The 12,812-nt window shown below is 58.9% G+C and carries 9 protein-coding genes and 1 pseudogene; 2 read left to right on the plus strand and 8 right to left on the minus strand.

The features are described 5' to 3' along the window. Positions 1–404 precede the first annotated feature (404 nt). From P9239_RS11640 to P9239_RS11655, 4 genes and pseudogenes are all read right to left on the minus strand, one after another. Entirely contained in the window at positions 405–986 is a 582-nt protein-coding gene (locus P9239_RS11640) for a hypothetical protein (RefSeq protein WP_309750884.1), read from the minus strand. Positions 987–1,923: 937 nt separating this feature from the next. Then, entirely contained in the window at positions 1,924–2,334 is a 411-nt protein-coding gene (locus P9239_RS11645) for a hypothetical protein (RefSeq protein ID WP_309750886.1), read from the minus strand. Between the two features lie 10 nt (positions 2,335–2,344). Further along, complete coding sequence (locus P9239_RS11650; protein WP_309750888.1) at positions 2,345–4,747, minus strand: M23 family metallopeptidase; 2,403 nt, start codon at positions 4,745–4,747, stop codon at positions 2,345–2,347. A gap of 3 nt (positions 4,748–4,750) precedes the next feature. Further along, positions 4,751–5,524: pseudogene (locus P9239_RS11655) on the minus strand (DUF2345 domain-containing protein); the annotation flags it as partial. Positions 5,525–6,202: 678 nt separating this feature from the next. On the opposite strand from P9239_RS11655, the gene argE reads away from it, so the two are divergent. Both argE and P9239_RS11665 read left to right on the plus strand, forming a co-directional pair. Next, positions 6,203–7,435 carry an acetylornithine deacetylase gene (gene argE / locus P9239_RS11660; RefSeq protein WP_309750890.1) on the plus strand — a complete coding sequence of 411 codons (1,233 nt, stop codon included), beginning with the start codon at positions 6,203–6,205 and terminating at the stop codon, positions 7,433–7,435. Positions 7,436–7,462: 27 nt separating this feature from the next. Further along, a complete protein-coding gene (locus P9239_RS11665) occupies positions 7,463–8,467 on the plus strand; it encodes a threonine/serine dehydratase (protein WP_309750892.1) in 1,005 nt (334 codons plus the stop codon). Positions 8,468–8,517: 50 nt separating this feature from the next. Here P9239_RS11665 and P9239_RS11670 read toward each other — a convergent pair whose 3' ends face one another. The 4 genes from P9239_RS11670 to P9239_RS11685 all read right to left on the minus strand — a co-directional run bounded on the left by P9239_RS11670 (position 8,518) and on the right by P9239_RS11685 (position 12,637). Beyond that, a complete protein-coding gene (locus P9239_RS11670) occupies positions 8,518–9,336 on the minus strand; it encodes an ABC transporter permease subunit (protein ID WP_309754014.1) in 819 nt (272 codons plus the stop codon). Continuing rightward, on the minus strand, positions 9,336–10,244 hold the full coding sequence (locus P9239_RS11675) for an ABC transporter permease subunit (RefSeq protein ID WP_309750894.1): 909 nt from the start codon (positions 10,242–10,244) through the stop codon (positions 9,336–9,338). Before P9239_RS11675 ends, P9239_RS11670 begins: the two co-directional genes overlap by 1 nt. After that, complete coding sequence (locus P9239_RS11680) at positions 10,241–11,413, minus strand: polyamine ABC transporter ATP-binding protein (protein ID WP_309750895.1); 1,173 nt, start codon at positions 11,411–11,413, stop codon at positions 10,241–10,243. Before P9239_RS11680 ends, P9239_RS11675 begins: the two co-directional genes overlap by 4 nt. 120 nt (positions 11,414–11,533) lie before the next feature. Continuing rightward, entirely contained in the window at positions 11,534–12,637 is a 1,104-nt protein-coding gene (locus P9239_RS11685) for a polyamine ABC transporter substrate-binding protein (RefSeq protein ID WP_309750897.1), read from the minus strand. Positions 12,638–12,812 lie beyond the last annotated feature (175 nt).

Raw genomic sequence — 12,812 nt, forward strand, 5'->3', positions numbered from 1 at the left:
GGTACGATAAAACTGTATTCTGACTGATACCAGGCAGGAGTTGACACAAAGGGGTAACCGTGGCCGCGAGTGGGATACCTACCGCAGCCCGTCGTGAGCGATCGGATTCAAACGGCGTCGCTAATACCGTCCAACGGCCCCAATTGCCGACTCCGGGTCTAACGAGTGCAACGAGCAGGCAACATTGATTTTGTTTCACCCCTTCGTCACCGCACTGTTTGACTATCATCCCGCGTCCACCCTGGCAAGGCAAGCGACTAAGTTCGGTTCGACGTGACATTTTTGGAAGAACCGGAGGCTTGGACAGCACCGCCCGGGTGAGCCCTTCAAAGGCAAGAAACACCGTCAGTTTGATGAGAAACCAATCCGAAGATCTGCGGGGTTCGCATTCGGATCCCTGGCTGTCAATTGTCGCTTTCCACGAAGTGGCCGTTAGTCATCTTATACAACCGGGTCCGCTTAGCTCCTTCCCAATCTCTTGCCCATGAGACCGAAACGCTAGCCGGAGTGCCTACCCATCTGATCGATGCGTACGGGGAATCTGCCCCATTGTCCTCAAGTTCAATATTGTCAAGGCAGCTACTGACTTTAGTCGAAAGGCCTATCTTGGCGGTGCGGCCATCTTTTTCCAACACATAGAGTTCGTCCTCGGTGCCGGCGCCGCAATAGCTGAGCGGCCAGCTAGACGAAGCAAATTTCAGCACGACGAGTATCACATCGTGACCATCCAAACGACGCGACGACGATTCCGGGAAAACGATATCCGTTGAAGTTTGCAAGGCTCTTTGAAAAGAAAGTGACAACTTCAAATTCCGTTTGTCACCCGGTGCAGCGACGATAGCTTTCCCATCGCTTATTGTGACTTTCGCTCCATCAGACAGCATCACACTGCCTGGTAGTTGCTGTGCCGCAGACGAATCATTCGCCAGTACCGCGACGGCAAACAGACACAATAAATCACTCACTGCCTTCAACATGGTCGGCATAGCAACTCCGCTGTATTTCCAAGGATGGTCCGTTGTTTGACCCGCTCTCATCTTTCCGTATTCATCTCTATCTCGTTCGTGTAATTCGTCGGTGGATTTGTTCTGATTCGCAGGAACGCTCGTGTCCCATCCAGTATTCCTCGTCCGCGGATTGCAAAGCCTTTCCGGAGTGCGTATCCAAGTCTGCGTACGCTCGTTTGTAGAGCGCTGCGCCGCCACGGACGTTTGCTTTCCAATTTCACGCTTGCTCGTAAGTTGGCGAAGGGTGGGTTAGCTGCGTCATTCCGCACGTCTCGGACCGCTACAGGTTCGTTGAGCTCTTCCACTTGGTCTGCGCTCGGATTATTCGCAGATAATCACGGTTCGTCTGAACGGGTCGCTTCTCGGAGTCACCGTGACAGTGGGCTTCCCTCGACGAACTTAGAGTTGAAAGCAGATTCTCGGGATTTTGTCTTGCCAGCAGAAATTGAAAGACTCTCTATGGGATTCAGCCTCCTGGCCTGTGAGCGCGCCCCTTGAGCTCGCTGACTTGAGCGTTCCAACTAACGTTTCACTACGTTATAAGCGGGCCGCTCCGGACTTAGGCTCGAACAAAATCTCAGGAAAGCTGCTTTCTCGTGGATAGAATCTCTCGCCGGCGTCCGGTCTCATCCATTTGCCCGAGTCCTTCATCAGAACGACTTCACTAAGATTGAGAATCGCTTGCCATACTTCTTCCTTGATCGGCGGCGGCGCGGCGTAGAGTGACTATTGACGCCGCCGTAGTCGGGCGGCGTCATTGGCGCGGACTTAGTCTTACAAACAACGTATTGCGCTAAACATCGGTCTACGAATGCGGCGTCCCGAGGGAATGGAAGACCGACGGCGGCCCTTCGTGCGCTCAATGCAAACTGGCGTCGCTGAATACGTCGAACGGACTCGAATGCCCACTCTCGGTCTAACGATTGCAACGAGCGGCTATTAATTGAAGATTGATTAGCCGTTGTTTCGCGAAATTCAACTTCATCTCGCTACCGATCCAGCCTGGCAGGCGGTCTGCAACTTCAACAGTGTACTGTTCCATGCGCGATGCGTCCTCTAGATATTTTTTGGCCAGTTCAGCACATGGACCACCGTTCGTTCTCTGTAGGCTTGACAAGATGACACTGATCTTGTTTTCCACGTCGGCGACAGCTTCGTCATAGCACTGTTCGACTATCATCCCGCATCCTGCCTGGCACGCCGAGCGACTCTGTTCGGTTCGATGCATACATTTTTTGAAAATGTCAACATCTGATTCCTTCGCGAAAGCGGCGAAACATTCGGTTGCAATGAGAAGAAACAGAAGAATTCGAAGAAAGTAATTCATGAGATGTCCTTCATGCGGGCCTCGTCAAGTCGACCTCTACGGCAATTGTTTTAGGCGTTGTAATGGTTACTTTATTTGCTGGCGGCACCCAGTCCGTGAATACGTCCCTCGTGTACCAAGAGAAAGCGAACCTCTCGAAATATCCAAATGATCCACCGTTTACCAGTTTATTCACCTTGTCGATTGTTCTTTCTTGAATGCCGTCATCAGCCACCCTGCTGATGCTCCTCGCTCCGCTATGGTGCTTCCACACCCAATAAAAGCCGCCGCTGTCGCACCCTATCGCTGCATCGCTTGCAAGCAGATCAGGGTTGTACCTTGGTGCCCGTCTCTTGGGACTGCCGGTGACGCCGATGACCTTTCCCCGCCCATCTCGCTTGGTCGGGTCATCCCAATAGTGGAGGGAGGTTTGGGTAATCCTACTCTCCCCGAGATATTCACCTGAGATGTTAGGAATTGCTTTGAAGTCACCGTAAGCTTCATAGTTCGCAGCCCACGTAAGTTGCATGATCCCCCGGCCATAAAATGCAGCATAGTATCTGGCCATTGGGATGGCGTCGTTCGGCGCACCCTTTCCGTACTCTCGCAGCGTCTTCCAGCGATCAGTCTCAATGTATGTCTGCGCCAGAAAAGTGGCAATCCTGTCGGGCGAACTGTCTAGTGCGTATTTTCGAATAGTTTCATTGAGATTCCGCATGTACGGGGATAGGCGCCCGACAACCTGGCTCAGAGTCATCGAACTGGCTAGAGGTTTTCGAAGCGTCCCATCTTGTGTAAGCCACCCATGAGCCGGCATCATTTGCCCAACTTCCTGCCGCCCGATCCATTTGCACTTCCTGAAATGCCGAATGAAAGCGAGCGGATGAAAAAACCAGAACTTCTTCCCGCCAGCCAACTGCGGAACCTTGTCCAAAAACTGAAGCGTCTTGAGGAAGCTAATGAATTTGTCATAGCCGGCCGGGTCCGTTGCCTTTCGCTGGCCGAAATAGCCGTCAGGCTTGTTCAAATCTTGATACCGGGCCACGTTGTTGGCAGGGTCCCACTCGCTCATCGTGTGACATACAAACCCGGACATTGTGCTTCGCGCACCGTCGGTGCCTTGTACGTAGTTCGAGACTTGTCGATCAAGAGCCCTTGGATTGGACGCCCCAGACGCCGCGATTGCCGGCTGAGGTGTATCGTTGATAAGTCGGCAAAGCTTGTCGTAATCGAATAAGCCATCCGAGCCTACGGGTGCACTTGCGGAGTCGATCTTCTGCCAGCCCGTGAAAAACGGAAAGTCAGCATCCGACAGCTTGACGATCGATGTTTGAGCAAGATTCACGTAGCCCTGTCTGCCGTCGGCACAGAACGGCACCGCAACCCACGTCGCTGTATCGGCGGCGGAAGTTAGCGTGGGAGTTCGCGAAAGGATGCGCCCAAACCGTAGTAGCTCATAGCCGTCGCTCGCGCATTTTGGATAGAGGGCCATCGCGCGCTCATACAGTTTGTATTCGTAGTCGTCGTACCGGTCTTTGATTGGATCATGGGTGAGTAGCACGCAATTGCTATCACCATGTTCATCCAACCACGCACGTGTATAGCGTTGCCCCAAGTGAAAATATGCCTCGACGTAGAGCTTACTTCTGTCGTTCGGCAATCGACCGGCGGCCAACCTGGGGAACCAGGGATCGTCGTGTTGCGTCCCGGGGCGATCGACGAATTGAACTGACGCCGGAATGACGAAGTATGCATGTCCCCACCAATCGTCCGATGTCGGCTGTCTCGGGTTCTTCTCGCCCAACTGCACTTCGTGACCAGCTTTCTGAAACCAAGCGTTGAAATCTTCTTCGGTCATGAATATTTCGAAATGCAAGTGCCGCAGTCCTTGCGACTGCCCTTGATACCCGAGGATATCCTTTCGACACACCTTCTTTCCGTTTCCTGGCTTGACATTTTCCCCAGCCTCGAGCAGCCAAGACGAAAGCGCAGTCGGCGAGGTCTTTTCAGGCGGGTTCCCGACCTGCGATGAGATCAACGCATGCTGAGCCGTGAGATCGAGCAGGTGCATATATAGCGAGTAAAAGGTCAGATTGCGTTCTTCTCCCGTCTCGGTGACGTGGCGAAGAAGCACGAACCCCGTGTTCGTGTTCAGCACCTGGCGTCCTGTCGTTTGGTCAACGTGACCATCGGAAATCGGATTTTGACTGATACGGTAGGCGACGACCTCCCCGTCCGCGATGGCTCGAACGGGCTCTGACTGCGACGCAGGCACAAGATGGATGCCACAATGCCAGCGGCGGTCGACTGTCACCGGAAAGCAGCCGTGATATCCCGCCTCATATGCTTCGACTGCGGTCATCATTGCATCGGGATCGGCAGTGTTTCGGGCATTAAGCGCGGACTGCGGTAGAAAGGGGGGGCTGATAATCATGGCCTAGCGCGAATGATGATAGATGTCTGTTGTTCTCAAGTTGCCTTGGGGCATGGCTGGAGCCGGCTCCAGCTTCGTATCGGGCCCCGGCACGTCCCACGACGCCCCTTTTTCCAGAATCGCCCCCGGCGAGCCATTGATAATCCCGCTACCGTTGATCTGGACATACGATCCGCCTGCCCCAATCCACACCTCCTTCGACGCGGTAATCACGACTCTCCCGTCGGTGCTGCTGATCGTGACGTCCTTCAGCGCCGCGAGCGCCATCTGATCGCTTTGCGCCTGAATCTCGACCTTGCCTTTCGCCGCAATCAGCTTGAGCCCAAGCTGATACGCAAACATTGAGATCGCCCCGCGCACGGAAGCGAACAGTGAGCGCCCGAGCGACACGCTCATGTCCCGCCCGGCGGTGATGGCATGATCTGCGCTGCTCGCCTGATGGGTACTATCAGCCGCAGTCGTCGCAATCCCCGCGCTGCTCGCGAGCACGACGTCGGGTCGCGTCATCTCCGGCGACGGATTGTCGTGCGCCTTCGCGCCGCCCTTGATCGCCTCGTTTTGCGTTTTGATGGCTTGCGCCGCGTCGGCCTGGCTTAGCTCGGCGGTTTGCGCCAGATGCTGCTGCGCGAGCCGCCCCAGGTCCTCATGCTGCCCGCGCGCCTGCGTGAGCCGCGCCACGGTCTCGCCCATGTCCTTGACGGGCGACATCGCACCGGCCCGCGCTTCCGTTGTCATCAAGAGACCAGCGTTGGCCCGAAGGACAGCCACCGCTCTTGTCCTTGAAAGCAACTCTTGTCGCTACCAGCGAGCGCGGACGACGATGAGAGTGTGAGCGGAAACGCTGACGACGGTTGGCTGAAGCCGGTCGAACGCAAGTCATCTCTTTGCCCCAAGCGCCACCTTAAAGAATTATGTAGATCAGACACATCGGGGACGGGTTATCTAGGGCGGGTCCCAGGCAGGCTGCACTTGACGCAACTCGACCAAGGTTGCCTCGTCATCGGCCTCTATACGCGACGGGCTAAAGACGGGACGCCAGCATCGAGCGGCCAGTGCAGTGTCGGCTTGCTGGTAGCGCCCCTCCACGTGAGCCGTCTTCGCGCTAATGCCGTACTTGGCGACGCATGACGCATGGCGCGTCGATTTGGCACCTTCTTGGCCGGCGACTTCGCGCATACAAGCCGCAGTTCCATGACGTTCTTACCTAAGCAGGTCATGATCGACTCGGGGGCGAACCGTTCGTCGGAAGTGTTACCTATGTCCCGACATACCTGTTATCAATCTCTCCGGTCTACACGGCAGCAAGGAACGTGATCCGGGCTCGGATGGAAGAGAAACGTCATAGGCTGTACGAATCCAGGTGCCCCGTCGCAGCCGAAGGCAAAGCCCCCTCCCCCGCCCGACCAGCCCCATTCTTTTCCGCTATGATCAAACCCTACCCGCAGGAGAGAAAAAATGTCACAGGTCGCTGACCCGGCGCGTCATCAAAACGAAGCCGCAACAAGCCAGAGCACTCCGAAATCCCTGCCGTGGATCGAACGGCTTATTTCCTTCGATACGGTCAGCCGCCATCCCAACCTCGGCCTGATCGAAACCGTCCGCGACGAACTGCGCACGTCGGGCATCGAGGCCGTCATCACGACGGACCCGCGCGGTCAGTGGGCGAACCTCTTCGCGACCGTACCCGCGCACGACGGCGAAACGAACGGCGGCATCGTGCTGTCGGGTCATACCGATGTCGTGCCGGTCGACGGCCAGGACTGGACAAGCGATCCGTTCAAACCCGAAGTGCGCGACGGCCTGCTCTACGGCCGCGGCGCGTGCGACATGAAAGGCTTCATCGGCGCGGCGCTCGCGATGCTGCCCGTCATGCAGTCGACCAAGCTCGCCAAGCCCATCCACTTCGCGCTTTCCTATGACGAAGAAGTCGGCTGCGCAGGCGCGCCGCTCATGATCGAAGACCTCAAGAAGCGCGGCGTGCGTCCGGACGGCTGCATCGTCGGGGAGCCGACGTCCATGCGCCCGATCATCGCGCATAAGGGCATCAACGCTTTCCGCTGCTGCGTGCGGGGCGCGGCGGCGCATTCGTCGCTGACGCCGAAGGGCCTGAACGCGATCGAATACGCCGCGCGCCTCATCTGCTTCATTCGCGACGTCGCCGACGAATTTCGCGCGAAGGGCCCGTTTGACGAACTGTACGACGTGCCCTTCACCACTGCGCAGACAAGCACGATCAAGGGCGGCAACGCGCTCAACACCGTGCCCGCCGAATGCAGTTTCGACTTCGAATTCCGCAATCTTCCGACGATGAACCCGGAAGCTATCTTCGCGCGCATCGAGTCGTACACGCGCGAGACACTCGTTCCGAAGATGCAGAGGGAACATGCGAACGGCGCCATCGAGTTCTCGAAGATCGCGTCCGCGCCGGGGCTCGATGCCACCGAGCAGGCCGCCATCACGCAGCTCGTGCGCGCGCTGACGGGCAATCAGGAGAAGCGCAAGGTCGCCTACGGCACCGAGGCGGGACTTTTCGCGCTCGCGGGCGTGCCGAGCATCGTGTGCGGGCCGGGCAATATCGAGCAGGCGCACAAGGCGAACGAGTACGTGTCGATCGAGCAGCTCGCCGCCTGCGAAGCGTTCCTCGGCAAATTCATCCACAGCATGTCGGTCGACGCGCAGGCGCGCTGATCGTCAATCGAAAACGCATTCAACGCCATGTCCAGCGCCATACAGCCTACCGACAATACGATCGACGGCACGCCGATCCCGACGCTCGACGAAATCGCCGAACAGCATATGGCGCTCGCGCCATGGGTCGCGCGCACGCCCGTTTTCGAGCGGCACGACTTTCCGAAGCTCGAAGGCACGCCTGTCACGTTCAAGTTCGAGCTGCTGCAGGCAAGCGGCACGTTCAAGGCGCGCGGCGCGTTTTCCAACATCCTCGCGCTGACCGAGAGCGAGCGCGCGGCGGGTGTCACGTGCGTGTCGGCGGGCAATCATGCGGTCGCGGTCGCCTATGCGGCGCAGCGCGTGGGCGTCGGCGCGAAGGTCGTCATCATCAAGACGGCGAACCCGGCGCGCGTCGAGTTGTGCCGGCGCTTCGGGGCGGACATCGTGTTCGCGGAGAACGTCGCCGAAGCATTCGATGTCGTGCGGCGCGTGGAGGCGGAGGAAGGCCGCGTGTTCATTCATCCGTTCAACGGCTATCGCACGGTGCTCGGCACGGCGACGCTCGGCTACGAGTGGACGTCGCAGGCGCCCGATCTCGATGCGGTCATCGTGCCGATCGGTGGCGGCGGACTGGCGGCGGGCGTCTCGACCGCGATGCGCCTCGCGAATCCCGCGCTGCACGTGTACGGCGTGGAGCCGGAAGGATCGGATGCGATGAGCCGCAGCTTCTCGGCGAACCATACGGTGAAGATGGGCGCAATGCAAAGCATCGCCGATTCACTGATGGCGCCGCATACCGAGCAGTACAGCTACGAGTTGTGCCGACGTCATATTGACGCGGTCGTGACCGTGTCGGACAGCGAATTGCGCAACGGCATGCGGCAGTTGTTCAGCGAACTGAAGCTGGCGGTCGAGCCGGCGTGCGCGGCGGCTACTGCCGCCCTCCTCGGCCCGTTGCGCGAGACGTTGCAAGGCAAGCGCGTAGGCGTGCTGCTATGCGGGACGAACACCGACGCCGCGACTTTCGCAACGCACATGGCGACGCCTTGATAAGCGAGCGGCCCTTCCGGGGCCGCCATTCGCTGCGCAGCGCAAAAAGATCAACTCACCGCAGCAAGCCGCCGCCGCTCACTGCGCTGCATGAAGACATTCGCGGCGATCACGCCCACCGTCACCAGCGCGATAAAGAGCGTCGCCAGCGCATTCATCTCCGGATTCAGCCCCAGACGCACGCGCGAGAACACGACGAGCGGCAGCGTCGTCGATCCCGGTCCGGACAGAAATGCCGACAGCACGAGATCGTCGATGGACAGCGTGAACGACAGCAGCCACCCCGCGATGAGCGCCTGCGAAATCAGCGGCAGCGTGATCGAGAAGAACACGCGCAGCGGCGTCGCGCCGAGATCGAGTGCGGCTTCTTCCAGCGACGGATTCAATTCCCGCACGCGCGATTCCACGATGATCGCGACATACGAGATGCACAGCATCACGTGCCCGATCCAGATGGTGAACAGACCGCGCCCCGCAGGCCAGCCGATCAGCTTCGCCATTTCGACGAAAAGCAGCAGCAGCGAAATGCCCTGAATAACTTCGGGAATGACGAGCGGCGCGTTGATCATGCCGGTGTACAGCGTGAAGCCGCGAAAGCGCCCCATGCGCGCGAGCACGAAGCCCGCCCACGTGCCGATCACGACCGACGCGCATGCCGTCAGGAACGCGATGCGCAGAGAAAGCCATGCGGCGTTGATGAGTTCGTCATCGGACCAGAGCGCGCGATACCACTTCAGCGAAAATTCGGTCCACACGGTGACGAGCGGCGAGTCGTTGAACGAGTAAACGACGAGGCTGATGATCGGGATATACAGAAACGCGAACCCGATGCCCAGAAACGTGATTTGCAGTGAACGGCTCGGCTTGATCATCGCTTGTCCTCCAGTTGCTTCGCCTGGAAGTGCTGGAAAAGCGCCATCGGCACGAGCAGCAGCAGGACCATCGCACAGGTGACGGCGGAAGCCATCGGCCAGTCGGCGTTATCGAAGAACTCGTTCCACATCACGCGGCCGATCATCAGCGTATCCGCGCCGCCGAGCAGTTCGGGAATCACGTACTCGCCCACCGCCGGAATGAACACGAGCAGGCATCCCGCGATGATGCCGTTCTTCGACAGCGGCAGCGTGATCTGCACGAACGCCTTCCACGGCTTCGCGCCCAGGTCGTAGGCGGCTTCGAGCAAGGTCAGGTCCATCTTCACGAGATGCGCGTAGAGCGGCATCACGAGAAACGGCAGATACGAATACACCATGCCGATATAGACGGCGATATTCGTGTGGTAGAGCTCGATCGGCGTATGAATCAGGCCGATGGACATCAGAAAGTTATTCAGGAGTCCGTTGTTCTTGAGAATGCCGATCCACGCATACACGCGAATCAGGAAGGACGTCCAGAACGGCAGCATCACGGCCATCATCAGCAGATTGCGCGTGGCCGGATTCGAGCGCGCGATGTAATACGCCATCGGATAGCCGATCAGGAGGCACAGCACCGTGGAGACCGCCGCGACCAGCAGCGAATTCATATAGGTCGCGAAGTACAGACTGTCGGTCAACAGGAACGCGTAGTGCGAGAAATCCAGCGCGATGTTCATCACGCCGTCTTTCATCGCCACGAGTTGCGTGTACGGCGGAATCCCGAGTTCGCTGTCCGCAAAGCTGATCTTCACGACCAGCAGGAACGGCACGAAGAACAGCAGCAGAAGCCACAGATATGGCCCGGCGATGACCGCGGTGCGCCCGCTCACGCCGATACGCTTGAGCACGTTCATCATCATGACGTCAGCACCACGCCCGCTGACGCGCTCCATCGCACGTAGACTTCGTCGTCGAAAGTCGGCGATTCTATCTCGCCGATCGCAAGGCTCGACAGATTCGCGACCACCGTCTTGCCGCTGTCGAGCGTCACGTGATAAAGCGTGTAACCGCCCATATAAGCGATGTTGCTGATCTTGCCGTGTCCCCAGTTGAACACGCCCTCGGGCGGCTTGCGGGTGAGCGCGATGCGCTCGGGGCGCACCGAGATGGTGACCGGCATGCCGAGCGGCCCGGTGATGCCGTGGCTCACGTACAGGCGCACCGGCAACTCCGCCGATTCCACGAAAATGTGGTCCGGCTCGTCTTCGACGACCGTGCCGTCGAAGAGATTCGTCGAGCCGATGAACTGCGCCGAGAAACGCGTGTTCGGATATTCGTAGACCTCGTGCGGCGTGCCGAGCTGCACGATTCGCCCTTCGCTCATCACGGCAAGGCGATTGGCCATGGTCATCGCTTCTTCCTGATCGTGCGTGACCATGATGCAGGTGACGCCCACCTGATCGAGAATATTCACGAGTTCCATCTGCGTGCGCTGACGGATCTGCTTGTCGAGCGCGGACATGGGCTCGTCGAGCAGAAGCAGCTTCGGACGCTTGACGAGACTGCGCGCGAGCGCCACGCGCTGCTGCTGGCCGCCGGAAAGCTGGTGCGGCTTGCGCTTCGCGTACTGCGCCATCTGGACGAGTTGCAACGCGTCCTGCACGCGGTCCTTCAGTTCGGCGCCCTTCACGCCTTCCTGCTTGAGCCCGAACGCGACGTTCGACTCCACGCTCATGTGCGGAAAGAGCGCGTAGGACTGGAACATCATGTTGACCGGCCGGCGATACGGCGGCATCTTCGCGAGGTCTTCGCCGTCGATCAGAATCTGCCCTTCCGTCACGGATTCGAGGCCGGCGAGCATACGCAGCAGCGTCGACTTTCCGCATCCGGAACTGCCGAGCAGCGCGAAAAGCTCGCCCTTCTTCACCGACAGATCGACGCCCCGAACGGCCACCGTCTCGCCGAATTTCTTGACGACGTTCACGACCTGCACGAAGTTGTCGTTCGCGCCCGGCCCCGATACCGTACTTCCCGGCTGCGGCCGGCCCGATTGTGGCGCTGCCTTCAACGCGCTCGACTGCTCACTCATGATCGCCTGTTCAACTCCTGCGTCTATCGTTCGCGTCTCCGTTCACTCGGACGGATCACGAACAAAGCCCCCGGAGGTCCGAGGGCTTCGTCATTTCAATGAATAACCGGTTCTCTCGACTTAGCGGCCGGACTTAAATTCAGTCCAGAGCCGCGTCTGCAAACGCTGGATCTCCGGCGGCAGCGGCTTCAGCAGGAACAAGGTCTTGATGACGTCCTGCGGCGGATACACCGCCGGGTCGTTCGCCACGTCCTTGTCCACGTACTTGCGCGCTTCGACGTTCGCGCTCGGGTAGTACACCGCGTTCGTGATGGCGGCATGCACCTGCGGCGTCTCGATGTAGTTGATCCACTCGTGCGCCGCTTCCTTGTTCTTCGCGTCCTTCGGAATGGCCATCACGTCGAACCAGATCGGCGCGCCGCCCTTCGGAATGTAGTAGTCGATCTTGAACGGCTTCTTCGCCTCGACGGCGCGGTGCTTCGCGATCACGACGTCGCCCGACCAGCCGTAGGTGAAGCAAATGTCGCCGCCGACCATGTCGTTGATATAGCCCGACGAATTGAACTGCGTGATGTACGGGCGAATCTTCTTGAGCATCGCGAGCGCTTCGCGATAGTCCGCCGGGTTCGTGCTCATCGGGTCTTTGCCGATGTAATGCAGCGCGGCGGCGAACATCTGGTCGGGCGCATCCAGCACGGACACGCCGCACGCCTTCAGCTTCGAGATGTTCTCCGGCTTGAAGAGAACGTCCCAGTTGTTGAGTTCGACGTTCGCGCCGAGAATCTGCTTCGCCTTGTCGACGTTATAGCCGAGCCCGGTCGTGCCGTACGCCCAGGGCACCGCGTACTTGTTGCCGGGGTCCGCGCCCGCGACGAGTTGCATCAACGTGGGATCGAGATATTTCAGGTTCTGCAGCTTCGACTTGTCGAGCGGCGAGAAGATATTCGCGGCGATCTGCTTGCCCGCGTAGTTGCTCGTCGGCACCACGATGTCGTAGCCCGAATTGCCCGTGAGGAGCTTCGCCTGCAGGGTGTCGTCGCTGTCGTAGTTGTCGTACTTCACCTTGACGCCGGTCTGCTTGGTGAAGTTCGGGATCGTGTCCTTGGCGATGTAATCCGACCAGTTGTACACGTTGAGCTGCGTGTCTTTCGCCGATGCCGCGAGCGGCAACAGCGTCGCGGCGCATCCGAGCGCGCCCGCGAGCTTCGCCAGTTTCTTGTTCATCTCGATTCTCCCTTGTTCCGACTTCTCGATGGCATCGCGCCACGCGGGTCCGCCTTGTCCGGTCGAACGACCCGCGACTCCCTGTAAAAACCCGAAAACTACCACTAAACCGAAGTGCGACAAAAAATAATGCGCCGCTTGTCGCGCAAAGCACACGGGGAAGAACGCCGACATT

It is taken from the genome of Caballeronia sp. LZ062 (genome assembly GCF_031450785.1).
In the GTDB taxonomy this organism is placed as follows: domain Bacteria; phylum Pseudomonadota; class Gammaproteobacteria; order Burkholderiales; family Burkholderiaceae; genus Caballeronia.

Excerpts from the sequence above, each read along its gene's own strand:
- P9239_RS11640 (WP_309750884.1), bottom strand. The coding sequence starts at position 986 with ATGCCGACCATGTTGAAGGCAGTGAGTGATTTATTGTGTCTGTTTGCC.
- P9239_RS11645 (WP_309750886.1), bottom strand. The coding sequence starts at position 2,334 with ATGAATTACTTTCTTCGAATTCTTCTGTTTCTTCTCATTGCAACCGAA.
- P9239_RS11650 (WP_309750888.1), bottom strand. The coding sequence starts at position 4,747 with ATGATTATCAGCCCCCCCTTTCTACCGCAGTCCGCGCTTAATGCCCGA.
- argE (WP_309750890.1), top strand. The coding sequence starts at position 6,203 with ATGTCACAGGTCGCTGACCCGGCGCGTCATCAAAACGAAGCCGCAACA.
- P9239_RS11665 (WP_309750892.1), top strand. The coding sequence starts at position 7,463 with ATGTCCAGCGCCATACAGCCTACCGACAATACGATCGACGGCACGCCG.
- P9239_RS11675 (WP_309750894.1), bottom strand. The coding sequence starts at position 10,244 with ATGATGATGAACGTGCTCAAGCGTATCGGCGTGAGCGGGCGCACCGCG.
- P9239_RS11680 (WP_309750895.1), bottom strand. The coding sequence starts at position 11,413 with ATGAGTGAGCAGTCGAGCGCGTTGAAGGCAGCGCCACAATCGGGCCGG.
- P9239_RS11685 (WP_309750897.1), bottom strand. The coding sequence starts at position 12,637 with ATGAACAAGAAACTGGCGAAGCTCGCGGGCGCGCTCGGATGCGCCGCG.